General features: G+C 43.1%; 17 protein-coding genes and 1 tRNA gene. 4 read left to right on the top strand and 14 right to left on the bottom strand.

What is annotated here, in order from left to right; translation table 11 throughout:
• Window positions 1–3 precede the first annotated feature (3 nt).
• The 4 genes from MHB54_RS13135 to rpsF all read right to left on the bottom strand — a co-directional run bounded on the left by MHB54_RS13135 (window position 4) and on the right by rpsF (window position 3,388).
• Window positions 4–1,743 carry an ABC transporter substrate-binding protein gene (locus tag MHB54_RS13135; RefSeq protein ID WP_023991144.1) on the bottom strand — a complete coding sequence of 580 codons (1,740 nt, stop codon included), beginning with the start codon at window positions 1,741–1,743 and terminating at the stop codon, window positions 4–6.
• A gap of 525 nt (window positions 1,744–2,268) precedes the next feature.
• Window positions 2,269–2,541 (bottom strand): 30S ribosomal protein S18, encoded by a 273-nt coding sequence (rpsR, locus tag MHB54_RS13130; RefSeq protein ID WP_013312800.1) that lies wholly within the window; start codon window positions 2,539–2,541, stop codon window positions 2,269–2,271.
• A gap of 21 nt (window positions 2,542–2,562) precedes the next feature.
• A complete protein-coding gene (gene ssb / locus MHB54_RS13125; RefSeq protein ID WP_013312801.1) occupies window positions 2,563–3,054 on the bottom strand; it encodes a single-stranded DNA-binding protein in 492 nt (163 codons plus the stop codon).
• 49 nt (window positions 3,055–3,103) lie between these two features.
• Window positions 3,104–3,388 carry a 30S ribosomal protein S6 gene (gene rpsF / locus MHB54_RS13120; RefSeq protein ID WP_013312802.1) on the bottom strand — a complete coding sequence of 95 codons (285 nt, stop codon included), beginning with the start codon at window positions 3,386–3,388 and terminating at the stop codon, window positions 3,104–3,106.
• Window positions 3,389–3,706: 318 nt separating this feature from the next.
• On the opposite strand from rpsF, the gene MHB54_RS13115 reads away from it, so the two are divergent.
• The gene (locus tag MHB54_RS13115; RefSeq protein WP_013312803.1) at window positions 3,707–3,901 is read left to right on the top strand and encodes a YjzC family protein; all 195 of its coding nucleotides are present in this window, start codon (window positions 3,707–3,709) and stop codon (window positions 3,899–3,901) included.
• Window positions 3,902–4,267: 366 nt separating this feature from the next.
• Complete coding sequence (locus tag MHB54_RS13110) at window positions 4,268–4,585, top strand: hypothetical protein (RefSeq protein WP_013312804.1); 318 nt, start codon at window positions 4,268–4,270, stop codon at window positions 4,583–4,585.
• Between the two features lie 81 nt (window positions 4,586–4,666).
• Here the strand turns inward: MHB54_RS13110 and MHB54_RS13105 are convergent, their stop codons facing one another.
• Window positions 4,667–5,032: a hypothetical protein gene (locus tag MHB54_RS13105; RefSeq protein ID WP_264454326.1), complete on the bottom strand. Its 366-nt coding sequence runs from the start codon at window positions 5,030–5,032 to the stop codon at window positions 4,667–4,669.
• Between the two features lie 265 nt (window positions 5,033–5,297).
• Here MHB54_RS13105 and MHB54_RS13100 point away from each other — a divergent pair, with 265 nt between their 5' ends.
• A complete protein-coding gene (locus tag MHB54_RS13100; RefSeq protein ID WP_028540982.1) occupies window positions 5,298–5,558 on the top strand; it encodes a hypothetical protein in 261 nt (86 codons plus the stop codon).
• A gap of 185 nt (window positions 5,559–5,743) precedes the next feature.
• Here MHB54_RS13100 and MHB54_RS13095 read toward each other — a convergent pair.
• The 3 genes from MHB54_RS13095 to MHB54_RS13085 all read right to left on the bottom strand — a co-directional run bounded on the left by MHB54_RS13095 (window position 5,744) and on the right by MHB54_RS13085 (window position 7,076).
• Window positions 5,744–5,834: transfer RNA gene (locus MHB54_RS13095), tRNA-Ser, on the bottom strand.
• Window positions 5,835–5,929: 95 nt separating this feature from the next.
• The gene (locus tag MHB54_RS13090) at window positions 5,930–6,136 is read right to left on the bottom strand and encodes a DUF951 domain-containing protein (protein ID WP_043882418.1); all 207 of its coding nucleotides are present in this window, start codon (window positions 6,134–6,136) and stop codon (window positions 5,930–5,932) included.
• Window positions 6,126–7,076, bottom strand: a complete 951-nt coding sequence (locus MHB54_RS13085) for a mechanosensitive ion channel family protein (RefSeq protein WP_264454325.1) — start codon at window positions 7,074–7,076, stop codon at window positions 6,126–6,128. The genes MHB54_RS13090 and MHB54_RS13085 overlap by 11 nt, the downstream gene beginning before the upstream one ends.
• Before the next feature lie 251 nt (window positions 7,077–7,327).
• Here MHB54_RS13085 and yyaC point away from each other — a divergent pair, with 251 nt between their 5' ends.
• On the top strand, window positions 7,328–7,933 hold the full coding sequence (gene yyaC, locus MHB54_RS13080; protein WP_023991150.1) for a spore protease YyaC: 606 nt from the start codon (window positions 7,328–7,330) through the stop codon (window positions 7,931–7,933).
• Here the strand turns inward: yyaC and MHB54_RS13075 are convergent.
• The 6 genes from MHB54_RS13075 to mnmG form a co-directional block, all read right to left on the bottom strand.
• Complete coding sequence (locus tag MHB54_RS13075; protein ID WP_023991151.1) at window positions 7,887–8,408, bottom strand: DUF4446 family protein; 522 nt, start codon at window positions 8,406–8,408, stop codon at window positions 7,887–7,889. The genes yyaC and MHB54_RS13075 overlap by 47 nt on opposite strands.
• A 198-nt stretch (window positions 8,409–8,606) precedes the next feature.
• Window positions 8,607–9,449, bottom strand: coding sequence for a ParB/RepB/Spo0J family partition protein (locus MHB54_RS13070; protein WP_013312809.1), 843 nt, complete (start codon window positions 9,447–9,449; stop codon window positions 8,607–8,609).
• The gene (locus tag MHB54_RS13065) at window positions 9,442–10,203 is read right to left on the bottom strand and encodes a ParA family protein (protein WP_023991152.1); all 762 of its coding nucleotides are present in this window, start codon (window positions 10,201–10,203) and stop codon (window positions 9,442–9,444) included. Before MHB54_RS13065 ends, MHB54_RS13070 begins: the two co-directional genes overlap by 8 nt.
• A gap of 186 nt (window positions 10,204–10,389) precedes the next feature.
• Complete coding sequence (gene noc / locus MHB54_RS13060) at window positions 10,390–11,208, bottom strand: nucleoid occlusion protein (protein ID WP_013312811.1); 819 nt, start codon at window positions 11,206–11,208, stop codon at window positions 10,390–10,392.
• A gap of 431 nt (window positions 11,209–11,639) precedes the next feature.
• Entirely contained in the window at window positions 11,640–12,362 is a 723-nt protein-coding gene (rsmG, locus tag MHB54_RS13055; RefSeq protein WP_023991153.1) for a 16S rRNA (guanine(527)-N(7))-methyltransferase RsmG, read from the bottom strand.
• Complete coding sequence (gene mnmG, locus MHB54_RS13050; protein ID WP_028540984.1) at window positions 12,362–14,251, bottom strand: tRNA uridine-5-carboxymethylaminomethyl(34) synthesis enzyme MnmG; 1,890 nt, start codon at window positions 14,249–14,251, stop codon at window positions 12,362–12,364. The genes rsmG and mnmG overlap by 1 nt, the downstream gene beginning before the upstream one ends.
• Window positions 14,252–14,315 lie beyond the last annotated feature (64 nt).

Below are 14,315 nucleotides of genomic sequence, written 5' to 3'. Positions count from 1 at the left end.
CCCTTATTGAGCGATCTGAGCGTTATGCAGGGTGAACTCAAAATCTTTGTATGGCGTAATTTCCAAGCCGGATACACGTCCATTAACTGGCCACATATCTCTGCGTTGGTACATAAAAATAGTTGGTAGATCCTTATTCAGCTCTTGATAGAGCTGTTTGTAAATCAATTTGCGTTTCTCTTGATCCAGCTCATGCTTACCAGCAAGCGTTAGTTCATCGACCTTCTTATTGGAATAGCCGATATCATTTTGTGCACCATTCGTAATAAAAGTCGTTGTATCCGGGTCTGGAGTTAAGCCCCAAGCCGCGAAGAACATATCAAACTTGCCTGTGTCCTTTTTATCCATAATGGCGTTAAAATCTAAAGTTTCGGAAGTCAGCTTGATGCCTAGCTCCTTATAGTTATTGGACATGATCGGTAGCAAGGCCTCTACTACTGGATTATCAGCAGTCGCAGAGAAGTTAATGGTCAGCTTTTCTCCATCCTTTTCGCGAATTCCGTCAGCACCAACCTTCCAGCCTGCCTCATCCAGCAAAGCCTTCGCCTTAGCTGTATCAAATTCATATTTGTTGATACCTTCATCCGTATAAGACCAAGATTCTGTAGATTGTGGAATGTTAATAACATTCGCATATGGACCATACACGCCCTGCACAATCTCCTTACGGTTTAAGCCAATCGTTAGAGCCTGACGTACTTTAGGGTCCTTAAATTTCTTTTCCTTATGATTAAACGCAATATATCCATAGCCGTTTGTCGGCATAATATTCACGTCCAAGAAGCCCAACGCCTTTAATTCCTCTACATTGTCTTCAGTAACTGTGATGTTGTCCATGTCCGTTTCACCTGTTTGCAGCATAGACAGGTTTGTTTCTTCTGTTGTTGTTTTGAAAATAACTGACTTCACTTTTGGTGCGCCTTTGAAGTAGTTTGGATTCGCATCAAATACGACTTGTTGACCCGGGGAGAAGCTCTTCAGTACATACTGACCAGAGCCGATTGGCTTATTATTAAGCGCCTTGATGCTGTCCAGGTTACCCTTTTTGAATCCTTTTCCATAATAAGCTTCTGGCATGAAGTATTGCTCACCCAGAAAATCCTTTGTATACGCTGTTGCTTCTGTAACGGTTACCTCTACTGTGTTATCATCAATGACTTTGATACCAGAGATATCATTCGCCTTGCCATCGTGATACTCTTTACCGCCTTTAATCTTAAAAGATAATACATCTGTTTCTCCGTCATAATTTGGATCATGCAGTACCTTGAGGACAAAAGCATAATCCTTCACTGTTACTGGGGTACCGTCACTATACTTCACGCCTGGTTTCAGATGGAATGTATATTTTAGACCATCCGGCGATACATCTACCTTGTCAGCCAAACTATTTTCATATGTACCATCCGCCTTCACCTGTAAGAAGGAATCAAATACTGTTCTGACTACATATAAATCGTAAGTCGTTTGCCAGAATAGCGGGTTAAATACCCCTTTAGGTGATGTCATACCTACTACAATGTTATCTTTCCGATTAGTCGCCCCCGGAGGATTTTGCGTCAGATCAGTCGCTTTAATAACGCCCTCCGTAACGGGTGCAGTTCCTTCATTTCCCTCTGTTTTATTATCCGCATTGCCTTGCTGTGGCTGTGCCTCATTAGCACCCCCGCTACATCCTGCAAACAGAACACCAACGATCGTAAGCACCATAAGCAAAGAAACCCATTTCTTCGTCTGCATCATCCTGTTAATCCCCCTTAGTCGGTTCTTTATTTAACAGCCTGTCTCATTCCTGCGGTGATTCGTTAAAGCTTGAGGTTTGAAAATGAAGTTTGCACATCCTCCTCACTGTCTTAATAGCGTAAACACGTGTTTTAGACCTCTGGTCAATTTCGTGCGCTAACAACCATTACATTTTTATTAAGGTTTATCTTAAGTGTAAAATAATATCACGTCAATATCTTTTTTTATGTAATATAAAAATGCAAAATATCTATTTATGTAAAGTTTATGAATTTTACTTGTGGAAAATGACAAAAAAACAGGATTCCATGTAATATAAAATAACATTTCAGAAGGCCGAAATGTTTACTCTGGCGAGTTGGGGAGCTTGCAATTTCACAAGCCATTAAAAGGTATACTATGGTTTATGGGTAAACATGGATTGTATTATTAGTAAGTTACAATAGATGGCACTTGTTGTCAATATAAAAAATCACGAAAAAAGACGCTCCCGGGATCGGGAACGTCTCTTTTTTCCACCCACTACTATTCAGTAGTGTAAGGAAGCAATGCGATTTGACGGGAACGTTTAACAGCGATTGTCAACATACGTTGATATTTCGCACTTGTTCCAGTCACACGACGAGGAAGAATTTTTCCACGTTCGCTGATGAATTTTTTAAGCAGGTCTGTATCTTTATAGTCAATGTGAGTAATTTTGTTCACAGTGAAGAAACATACTTTACGACGTTTGTTGCGACCACCACGACGAGCTGGTCTTTTGTTATCGTCTCCGCCTTCTCTTTGTCTGAAGCCCATTCTTTGTCAGTCCTTTCCCAATTAAAATGGTAAATCATCATCCGAAATATCGATCGGTTTTCCGTCATCGGAAAAAGGATCCTGATTGTTTCGCGAGTTATTATTCCCGCGTCCACTATTGCTGTTACCGCCTCCGAAAGGAGACTCCTCACGCGCAGCTCCACCGCTATTGCCGCCACCGTTACCGCCATCGCGGTTAGATTCCAAGAAACGCACATTATCAGCTACAATTTCAGTCACGTATACACGTTTTCCTTCATTGTTCTCATAATTACGCACCTGAACACGGCCTTCAACAGCCGTTAAACGACCTTTGCGAAGATAGTTAGCGCATGTTTCAGCAAGCTGACGCCAGGTTACGATCGGCAAGAAATCCGCTTCCCGTTCGCCGCCTTGACTCGTAAACGGACGGTCTACAGCCAGGGTGAACTGGGTTACTGCTACACCAGACGGTGTATAGCGCAGCTCTGGATCTTTGGTCAAACGACCGATCAGAATGACACGGTTCAACAATCCAATCCCCTCCTTTGAGCGTTGTTCATTACATAATCACGTACAATAATTAAGCTACGTCGTTCGTAATGAGATAACGAATTACTTCGTCAGAAATTTTCATGATACGCTCAAGCTCAGTAACAACAGCAGGTTCTGCTGTGAAGTTTACCAGAACGAAAGAACCATCACGGAATTTCTTGATCTCATACGCAAGACGGCGTTTAGTTACATCGTGACTCGTAATTTCGCCACCGCCGTTAGAGATGATACCTTGGAATTTATCGACTGTCGCTTGAACAGCTTCTTGTTCAATGTCAGGACGAATAATATACATCGCTTCATATTTGCGCATTCTTTACACCTCCTTATGGACATAAGGCCCTCAATCTCAGTTGAGAGCAAGGAACGAGCCTAAGCTCGCACTAAAACAGTTTACCAAATCCAACAACTGAATGCAACCTACAAATTCAATACACAAGCCTAAAACGGCTAAAAACACTGCATATCATTAGCTTTATACAATTTTATAGAACATCAAAAATTTCGCATATATAAAGGAAATCATTTGATTCACTCACTATCTGTATACACGGTTTCGCATGTTTCTGTTCAAGACAGCGCACAATAACCGTTGCAGTCCAAATTCATTTATCTAAGGAGGCACAATCGCATGGGTGAAAAGACTGAGTTCGAACCAGGAGATAAGGTCCCAAACGACGGCGTATACATGGAGGTCGGAGAAAAGAGCTTCCATACTGAAATCCAAAACCCGCAGCAAGTAACGCTGGAAAGAGGCGATTCTTTTCCGGAGACCGCCAACCATAATCGCAAATGGAAGAAAAAAACGAAAGCTCGTGTCCACTAATGTATATTTCGTCGGAATCCTGGCCATATTATGATTAGGCGATACAACAGAGAGGTGTGGTTCCGTTGGACGACGTAGCCGGACAAACTGTTAGGAGATCCATTCCGGGCATTAGAAGCGTTAGGTTTGTGTAAAAGGACACTGTCTTTTCAACACGGTATTGCTGGTCAGTACACCGAGTTTCATGATGTGATTGGACAGATCGTATCCTGTTAAAAATGTATCGCCTACGATGGAGGACCTTTGTGGTCCTCCTTTGTTGCATTATCGGACTTTTTGCATATCCTGGTAAAATGCAGATTAATTCAGCTCCTTCTGCTAGAATATATCCAAGTACAAAGACCTACTATCTACGGAGGTTTAAAGATGAGCTATTCTCGAATATTAAAGTGGATATCAGGTATATTCGAATTGGTGCTTGCCGTACCGATTGTGGGGGGAGCTATTGTCATGGGGACCGGCTACTCGGCTCTGGGATTTATGCTTGTCCTGCATGCAGTAACACTTATCCTGTCGTTACGCAATCAGGAGGCGATCTACGGCTCTGTATGGGGAGTACTCACTTCTTTGCTGGCCTGGATACCCTTTGTAGGCTGGGCTCTCCATTTGATTGCAGCGATCCTTCTGATGATCTCTGGCTCAAAAAAAACAAAACGCTATCATTACCCGCCTAACCAGCTATAACAAAAGAGTGCTCCTACCGGCAATGTTTCTCTGCTGTCAGGAGCATTTTTTGCTGTAATGATATCTCTCAGAAGGAACAAACTAACCCTTGTCTTTTACAAGGTCGAGCTGTATGTCTCCCCTTTCTCGCAGACACAGCAATTCATCGAACAGGAAAGTAAGTCCGCTTTTGTCTCTCCAGTTTCTGATGATGTCCGATACTACCTCCATCAAATCACGCCGAATCCCCTCTGCCAGTTGTAATCCTGCACTGTCACCATCAATGAACAAATGTGTGTGTGCCAGCTGCTCCAACTTGCGTACCTGACGCAGACATAGCACACCATTGTCCAGATAGAAGAAGTAGCATCCTTTATATAGAACCCCTTCGAATATCTCATACATATGCGGCAAATCATACGGCCCGTATACCATCGAAGCCCATTCCAATCCCAACGATTTACTCATACATCGTTTCCCCTTTCCTAATGAAAATAAAGTTATCCTTCTTTCCAAGTAATATGGAGCAAAAGTATGTAAACCTAAAACCAATAAAACTTAATAAGTACTACTTTATTAGTAATATAATATAAAAAATAGTACTACTCGGTGAGTAGTATGTCAATAGGATATACGAAAAAAGTTTTACGATATAGGTAGTGTAGGATATAATACAAATAACTAATTTAGTAATTTTGTAACCCACAATATTTCCTTAAGGAGGCTCATTAACGTGAGTCAAATTCATTTTAAATTGAGTGAAACACTAGAAATGATTGGAACTACACGTAACAAGATCGCGGTGGAATCGAAAACAAGACCTGCTACAATTCTTGATTTAGCAAGTGGCGATACAAAAACCATTAAGCTGGAAACCTTGGTTAATATCTTAAATGCGATAAACGAAATCGCCCGTAGCCACGGCTTGGAACAAACATTTGGTATTGAAGATATCATTCAGTACGTCCCTCAAAGCACAGAAAATACGCGCTAATCCACTTTGGGATAGCGCGTACTTTTTTTAATAATATGATTCTTACCTTCCAAAAGGCATAAATCCCTTCTAAGTTCTTTACTTCGTGGACACGTTAGCCGCATATATACCTTCAAAATATCTCCCACAAACAAAAAATCCCCTACGTCACAGACGTAAGAGATTGGTTTATTAAATGAAGTTAGTGGCGGAAAGAGTGGGAGTCGAACCCACGCACGCCTTGCGACGCCTAACTGATTTCGAGTCAGCCCCCTTAGACCTCTTGGGTACCTTTCCGCAGCAAGGATAATTATATCATCATTGCAACTGTGACGCAAGCTGATTCTGGTTCATCGCCATTCATCTTTCTTGGCTCATTTCGCTTCCGTGTTTTACTCGTCGGCGTTGGCCTTTGATCGCAGCACTTTCTTCATATTCTTTTCGAACTTGGCACGCGGAATCAGCACACTATGCTGGCAACCGACACATTTGATTCGAATATCCATCCCCATGCGGATAATTTCCATTTCATTCGTTCCACACGGATGAGGCTTCTTCATCTGTACAATGTCCCCTAGTTCAAATGACTTACGCTCCACCCTTCTCTCCCCCTTTTCTTCCTTGTTCATCTTCTTTTTCTAGGGTTATCGCTGTCTCCAAGGCTGCCTGACGATGTTCCTCATCCTCTAGGGCCTTCTTGATGTTATTCTGAATATCACGCTCTACCACGGCCCCTGTATTTGGCATACATTCTGCCACAACACGCACAATATACTCTGAGGTAGTCATGGACTGAACCCCTAACACATCTGGTATATTAAGTATCTGTACATTGGACTCCTCAATGCCTTCGATTGCCTGTTTTACCAAACCAACTGCTTCCTCCAGACTACGCTCGGCCTTCATTGGCACATCCACTACCGCCAACGCGTTGGACATGGAGAAGTTTGTTACCGTTGTAATTGAGCCGTTCGGTAAAATGTACACCTCACCTTTCCAGCTCACCAGTCTGGTTGTGCGCAGCCCGATCATTTCCACCGTACCCTTGAAAGTACCTGTCTGAATGACGTCTCCTACGGCAAATTGATCTTCAAAAATAATGAAGAATCCAGTAATTACATCCTTAACCAGGCTCTGTGCCCCAAAACCAACGGCCAATCCAAGCACTCCAGCTCCAGCAATCAGAGGACCAAGATTAATGCCCATTTGCGAAAGCACCAGCATAATCAAGATGAAATTGAATACAATATTGGTTACATTTTTTAGCAATTCCCCAACGGTCGTTAACCGCCTTGTATTCAATCGGAATCTGCCGTTATCTCCCTTTTGTTGCATTGACTTATCTATAATTTTATTAATAACTCGAATAAAGATACGTGTAATAATGAAAATAATTGCGATTTTCAAAATCACAAACAAAAAGGTCGACCACATCTCACCATCTGTAATGAATTTCCATACGACATCCTTCAAGTGAATAGCACCCTTCACTACCTCTTCTGTGCCTGAATCGCCCTCCAGCCAATGCATAAAGGTCATCCTGTACTCCTCCTTAAAAAAGGGAACTACTCTTCCTGCTTCCCGAATTCTATTTCCTACTATATAAGCTTATCTACTGACTTCAAACATATGGCTATGAATAATCTACTTCCTTCGAGTATAAAAGCACAAGTTTATCCATATACTAGCTACTATCTTGAGAATAAATGTTACCCGCAGGCTAATTGTTATTCTCCAAGGTACAGCGAGCGCAACCTTCACACTCCATTACAGAGCGAAAGGAAGATTCCATGACTCATCCATCTGACTTCATTCCGGAGCAAGAACCCCTAAGCTTAAAAATATCACACACAGACCCCGGGATCCAATCAGCCATCATCCATCGTCTGCTGTTCCATCTGCATCAGGCGCCGAGTCTGCAAAATATCGTCATTATTTGCATCGGCACCGACCGTTCTACTGGAGATTGCCTGGGTCCGCTCGTAGGTACGCATTTATCACGCTACAAAAGCCCTCTGTTTAACCTATACGGTACATTAGAGGAGCCTGTACATGCTATGAACCTGCAAACGACGCTGAATGGCATACAAGCCCGATATGAACAGCCTTATATCATTGGTATAGATGCATGTCTTGGACAAACCTCCAGCGTTGGATGCATTCAGGTTTCAGATGGTCCTCTCAAGCCTGGAGCAGGTGTAAATAAAGAATTACCGCCGGTCGGCGATATCCATTTAACTGGTATCGTTAACGTCGGCGGCTTCATGGAATACTTCGTGCTGCAAAATACGAGACTAAATTTGGTAATGAAATTATCAGATATCATTGCTGGCAGCCTATACTCCGCAATTAAGGAGTGGCATTACCGTTCTGTCCTGCTTGCTGCGCAAGAGTAACGGCTTCTTTTTCTTCAGGTGATAAGGAATAGGTGGATTGTCCCGCTTCTAGTGGCTTGGCATACACATATGAGCCATCTCGGTTATAAATGCCGGTTAATACCATACCATCCTGATTGTCGTCTACAATAGCCAGGGAAAAGCTTAAATCGCTTCCTCTCTCACCAAAGGCATTATAGCGTTTGATACCTATATGTCCCTTCAAGCCAGCCAGTTTACTACGTAATGATTTCATACTTGCACGATGGGTTTCCTGCTCATCCTCAATCGTATCCATCTGTACCTTCAAATCAATCAGCAGCGTTTCCAAATTCTCGACACCGCTGCCTGCCATCATGGTTTCATACTTTCGCCGCATCTTCTTCAGCTTTGCACCCTGCACGATAATAACAATCAACAGGATGAGCAAAATAAGCACGATCCCTGCAACGATTCCGGCAAGCTGTTCCATGATTAGTCCATTCAATTCAGCCATATGCTTGCTTCTACTCCTCTACCTCAAAAATCATGTTACTGCATACTTATATTTTATACGTTTGAGAACAGCGAAACAAATACCACAAGGCTATTAGTTTATCCATCAAAACCATTCTAATTCCTGCAATTCCAGACAAAGCAAAGACATATCTCACTTTCCATTTTGCTCAAGGAGACATGTCCATATTTCAACAAACTACTGTAATAGCTCCAGTAATCTTTCCAAATCCTGCTGGCTGTAATAATTCAATTCAATTTTGCCTTTATCCTTATTGTGCTTGATCTTTACAGTTGTTTTAAAGCGTTCACGCAGGGACTCTTCCATATGGTCAATATAGGGGTCCTTTTTTCGTACCTTTGTTTTGGCTTTCGCCTCACCAGGCTTATGATCCAACTGCTGTACAGCTTCCTCCAGTTCGCGAACACTCCACTGCTGTTCAATACATTGCTGTGCTAACTGTTTCACCATGTCTGGATCTTTGAGCCCAACAATAGCTCTAGCATGTCCCATAGACAATGTTCCACGTGAAACATGATCTTTAACTTCTTCAGGCAATGCGAGCAAGCGAAGGAAATTGGCAATATGAGAACGTGATTTTCCCACTTTCATGGACAACTCTTCCTGAGTTAAAGAAAACTGATCCATTAATCCCTGATAAGCTACTGCCACTTCCATTGCATTCAAATTCTCACGCTGTAAATTCTCAATCAGGGCAATCTCCATCACCTGCTGATCCGTAAAATTGCGAACAACTACAGGTATAGTCGGATTCCCACAAAATTGAGAAGCCCGAAAACGTCTTTCCCCGGCTATGATTTCATATCCTCGCAATACACTACGTGCAATAATGGGTTGGATAACACCGTGCTGACGAATGGATTCGGCTAATTCCTTAATGGACTCTTCATCAAACGTTTTTCGAGGCTGGTACGGATTCGCACGCAACTGGCTGAGCGGAATGTCAACAACCTTATCCTCTTCATTGACTGTAAGGGAGGGAATGAGTGCATCAAGTCCTTTTCCCAACCGTTTACTCATAAGATACCACTTCCTTTGCCAACTCAATATATACCTCTGCCCCACGGGAACGGGGATCATACGTAATAATGGACTGGCCATGTGATGGTGCTTCGCTGAGTCTCACATTGCGTGGAATAATCGTCTGATAAACCTTGCTTTGAAAATACTTTTTCACTTCTTCAATCACCTGAATACCCAAGTTCGTGCGAGCATCAAACATGGTTAACAGCACACCTTCAATTTGCAATGAGGTGTTCAGATGTTTTTGCACTAATCGCACGGTATTCAACAATTGACTTAATCCTTCCAATGCGTAATATTCACACTGGATTGGAATAATGACTGAATCGGAAGCCGTCAATGAATTGAGCGTCAAAATACCCAGCGATGGCGGGCAATCAATTAATATATAATCATAATTATGCTTAACGAGTTGAAGCGATCTTTTTAATCTCAATTCACGAGAAATGGTCGGTACCAGTTCAATTTCCGCGCCAGCTAACTGAATGGTTGCCGGAATAATATCTAATCCTTCAACCTGTGTACTGACAATAGCTTCGCTAGGATCAACCTCGTTAATGAGTACATCATAAATGCAATTTGCCACATCCGCCTTATTGATACCCACACCGCTGGTTGTATTACCTTGCGGGTCGATATCCACGAGCAATACCCTTTTGCCGAGGGAAGCAAGTCCGGCGCCCAAATTAACGGAAGTAGTTGTTTTGCCTACTCCGCCCTTTTGATTGGCTACGGCTATTATTTTTGACACTTCATTCACCTCATAATTTAATCGGAATCCTGCTACACTCCATGATTGCAAAATGCTCTATGGAGACGTTACTTAGTCCTTAACTTACGGATAACGGCAATTTCAGAATAGAATTGAGTATGCTGCGGTTTTATTCGGCGTTAGACAGAAAAAGCGGCAATTGCTGCCGCCTGTACGCTTCATCCCTTACTTACGTTTGGGAATTTGAATGACAATCTCATAGTGATCCTCATGATCAGATTCCTTGGTTTTGATATCCAAGCCTGAGCCAGACACCATATCAATGGATTGACGTATCGTATTCAGCGCAAGCCGGACATCCTTGGTAAAGGAAATCCGCTTCGATTTCTTATTGGTGGATACTTGTTTATAAAAGGCAACTCGTGCCTCTGTCTGCTTCACATTGAGTTCTTTGGCAATGACTTCATCTAAAACCTTGTACTGTAGTTCTTCGGTCTCTAATGACAATAATGCACGAGCATGACGCTCGGACACCTTCCGTTCCATTAGAGCCTCTTTCACTCTCTCCGGCAGATGAAGCAGCCGTATCTTGTTAGCAATAGTGGATTGGCTTTTACCAAGTCGTTGAGCGAGGCTTTCCTGGGTGAGCTGATGTAGATCAATCAGCTTTTGGTAAGCTACAGCCTCTTCAATCGCAGTTAACCCTTCCCGTTGAAGATTCTCAATCAACGCGATGGATGCAGCTTGTGAATCATTAAACTCACGAACAATGGCTGGAATAGTTTCCATACCCAGCTTGGTGACAGCTCTCCAACGACGTTCCCCTGCTATAATCTCATATTGTCCATTACGGAAACGAACGACAATCGGTTGAATTACACCATGCGTCTTAATGGTCTGGCATAGCTCATCAATCTTCTCGTCGTCAAATATGGTACGGGGCTGATAAGGACTGCTGACAATATCCCGAACTGGAATTTGTTTTATTTCGTCCCCAGTAGATCGCTCCGTCAAACCAAATAGCTTGGAAAATTGTTCTTTCATTCCGTATAATACCACCTAATTTCATAATAGCACCATACTAACAGCGCTTCGTGAAAAACAGTTCCTTACGCGGATCGTAGACCCTTTTATATGAAACAGCGCCGTAAGCGGGTACACTCCACGTACTCCCCTGACATTTGTTGTCCCACTCCCCTATATGTATATCTGAATTCATGGGTACAGGAGCAGTCAACTTACATTAAAACGATTATCTCTATTCTATCACTTTTCCAGCCATAATCCTATCGTCTCTACCAGCTTTTCGGAAGGATAAGAGAATAAATTATGCATCCTCTTTGATAACTATCAGCCATCCTCCTCCCCAAATGTAAACAAGAACGTATGTTAGCAAAGAGTCTTTTATGTAAAGAGTCTATCAGCCATAAAAAAAGTGAATGTTTCACGTGAAACATTCACTTTCTTTCAAACATTTACACTAACGGCGTCTTCAAAGGAGTACCCGGCTTACGTGGATATTTTCGTGGTGTCGCCGCTCTTTTTTCAATAATAATCATATGTCTAGCTGCATCTTCAACAGGTAGCTGGAAGGCCTGAACATGTTTGATTTTTCCCTTTAGCTCTTTCAAGCTGTAGGAAGCTTCCTTGATTTCCTCTGTAGGATCACTGCCCTTCATCGCGGCAAAGTATCCTCCTTCACGGACAAACGGCAAACAAAATTCATTCAATACTGCGAGACGAGCAACCGCTCTGGCTGTCACTAGATCATAACTATCGCGGTATCCTGGTTTACGCCCCAATTCCTCTGCCCTGCTATGAATCAGTTCAACATTTTCCAGACCCAACTGTTCTACCACATGTGCCAAGAATTGTATACGTTTATTCAACGAGTCTACAATAGTCAACTGAATCTGCGGAAAGCATATTTTCAAAGGAATGCCCGGAAAACCTGCACCTGATCCAATATCAGCTAGGCTTTCCACGTCTTTTAACGGTACATAAAAGGCCAGGGAAAGAGAATCATAAAAATGCTTGGTGTACACTGCATCACGCTCAGTAATACCCGTCAGGTTCATTTTTTCATTCCACTCAACCAGCACACGGTAATATGTTTCAAACTGCTCTAACTGACTGTCATTAATCACAATACTATGCTCTGCCAGCCGCTGCTTAAATTGCTGTTGTATCGCGTCCATTATGATCCCCTTGCTGCCGTTACGCGGTTATAATGCTCCAGATAAACCAGCAAAATGGAAATATCCGCAGGAGTTACACCCGAAATACGGGATGCTTGGCCAATTGACATCGGACGGATCTTTTCAAGTTTCTGCTTGGCTTCAATGGCCAGTCCTTGAACTTCACTGTATACAATATCCTCTGGGAGCTTCTTCTTCTCCATCTTTTGCAGACGCTCAACATGCATCAATTGCTTTTCAATGTAGCCCGCATACTTAATTTGGATTTCCACCTGCTCCTGTTCTTCCTCAGTTAGAGCTATAGGTGAAGGTGAGATTTGTGCTACTTGCGCATAACTGATCTCTGGTCGACGCAGCACCGTTAACAAATTACTGCCATCCTGTATTGGTGCAGATCCGCCTTGCTCCAGCATCTCATTTATATCAACCGGACGAACCTTCGCCAAGCGTAAACGTTCAATCTCTTGCTCTACCTTTTGCTTTTTATCCAAAAAGCGCTCGTATCGTTCATCCGTAATTAGGCCAATATCATGCCCGATCGGAGTCAATCGCAGGTCGGCGTTATCATGACGCAACAACAGACGATATTCTGCACGTGACGTCAGCAAGCGATACGGCTCATTCGTACCCTTCGTCACGAGATCGTCAATCAGAACCCCAATATAGCCTTGCGAACGGTCCAATACGACAGGCTCTTTGCCCTGCACCTTGCGAGCTGCGTTAATACCTGCCATAATCCCTTGACCTGCAGCTTCTTCGTAACCGGAGGTACCGTTAATCTGACCTGCTGTGAACAAGCCCGGGACTTTCTTCGTTTCCAAAGTAGGCCATAACTGCGTAGGTACCATTGCATCATACTCAATAGCATAGCCATTGCGCATCATCTCTACCTTTTCCATCCCCGGAATCGAACGAAGCACAGCTAATTGCACATCCTCTGGCAAGCTGGTCGACAAGCCCTGAACATAGTATTCAGATGTGTTTTTACCTTCAGGCTCCAAAAAGATTTGGTGCTTAGGCTTATCACTGAAACGTACCACCTTATCTTCAATAGATGGGCAATAACGTGGTCCCGTTCCTTCAATCAGACCAGAGAACATGGGTGCACGGTGCAAATTATCATTAATAATCTGATGCGTTTCTATTGAAGTATATGTCAGCCAGCAAGGAAGCTGTTCATTATCCGATGACTTCGTTTCATAGGAAAAGAACTTCGGTTGATCATCACCCGGTTGTATTTCCGTTTTGCTAAAATCAATCGTGTCCTTATGCACACGTGGCGGCGTTCCTGTCTTAAATCGAACTAGATCAAAACCCAGCTCTCTCAAATGCTCAGACAATCTCAACGAAGGCTGTTGATTATTTGGACCACTCTCGTACATCAGCTCGCCCATAATGATTTTTCCGCGCAGATAAGTGCCTGTGGTCAGGACAACTGCTTTACTTCGATACTCTGTGCCCGTCTTCGTAATTACACCTACGCAATGACCGTCTTCCATAATCAGCTCTTCAACCATACCTTGGCGTAAGGTCAGATTCGGTTCCTTTTCCATCGTTTCCTTCATCGTATGCTGATAAGAGAACTTGTCTGCTTGTGCACGCAATGCATGAACCGCGGGACCTTTACCAGTATTCAACATTCTCATTTGGATAAACGTCTTATCGATATTCCGACCCATTTCGCCGCCCAGTGCATCAATTTCTCGCACCACATGCCCTTTTGCAGGACCGCCAATAGACGGGTTGCAGGGCATGAAAGCGACCATATCCAGGTTAATTGTGATCATCAACGTGCGACAGCCCATCCGTGCTGCTGCCAAGGCTGATTCTACGCCCGCATGGCCCGCGCCTACGACAATTACGTCATAGTCGCCTCCTTGGTAACCCATACCTTTCTTACCTCCTTATACATTCCGGTCTTCACGCCGAATATGCTCTTGTATATATAACGAT

It is taken from the genome of Paenibacillus sp. FSL M7-0802 (genome assembly GCF_038004945.1).
Taxonomy (GTDB): Bacteria; Bacillota; Bacilli; order Paenibacillales; family Paenibacillaceae; genus Paenibacillus; species Paenibacillus polymyxa_B.
Note: the sequence above shows the minus strand (reverse complement) of the source record. Positions and strands in the feature narration are given on the sequence as shown.

What these genes read in the sequence shown, in the direction of transcription:
- MHB54_RS13135 (WP_023991144.1), bottom strand. Translation starts at nt 1,743, where the DNA reads ATGATGCAGACGAAGAAATGGGTTTCTTTGCTTATGGTGCTTACGATC.
- rpsR (WP_013312800.1), bottom strand. Translation starts at nt 2,541, where the DNA reads ATGGGCTTCAGACAAAGAGAAGGCGGAGACGATAACAAAAGACCAGCT.
- rpsF (WP_013312802.1), bottom strand. Translation starts at nt 3,388, where the DNA reads ATGCGCAAATATGAAGCGATGTATATTATTCGTCCTGACATTGAACAA.
- MHB54_RS13115 (WP_013312803.1), top strand. Translation starts at nt 3,707, where the DNA reads ATGGGTGAAAAGACTGAGTTCGAACCAGGAGATAAGGTCCCAAACGAC.
- MHB54_RS13110 (WP_013312804.1), top strand. Translation starts at nt 4,268, where the DNA reads ATGAGCTATTCTCGAATATTAAAGTGGATATCAGGTATATTCGAATTG.
- MHB54_RS13105 (WP_264454326.1), bottom strand. Translation starts at nt 5,032, where the DNA reads ATGAGTAAATCGTTGGGATTGGAATGGGCTTCGATGGTATACGGGCCG.
- MHB54_RS13085 (WP_264454325.1), bottom strand. Translation starts at nt 7,076, where the DNA reads ATGACCTTTATGCATTGGCTGGAGGGCGATTCAGGCACAGAAGAGGTA.
- yyaC (WP_023991150.1), top strand. Translation starts at nt 7,328, where the DNA reads ATGACTCATCCATCTGACTTCATTCCGGAGCAAGAACCCCTAAGCTTA.
- MHB54_RS13075 (WP_023991151.1), bottom strand. Translation starts at nt 8,408, where the DNA reads ATGGCTGAATTGAATGGACTAATCATGGAACAGCTTGCCGGAATCGTT.
- MHB54_RS13070 (WP_013312809.1), bottom strand. Translation starts at nt 9,449, where the DNA reads ATGAGTAAACGGTTGGGAAAAGGACTTGATGCACTCATTCCCTCCCTT.
- noc (WP_013312811.1), bottom strand. Translation starts at nt 11,208, where the DNA reads ATGAAAGAACAATTTTCCAAGCTATTTGGTTTGACGGAGCGATCTACT.
- rsmG (WP_023991153.1), bottom strand. Translation starts at nt 12,362, where the DNA reads ATGGACGCGATACAACAGCAATTTAAGCAGCGGCTGGCAGAGCATAGT.
- mnmG (WP_028540984.1), bottom strand. Translation starts at nt 14,251, where the DNA reads ATGGGTTACCAAGGAGGCGACTATGACGTAATTGTCGTAGGCGCGGGC.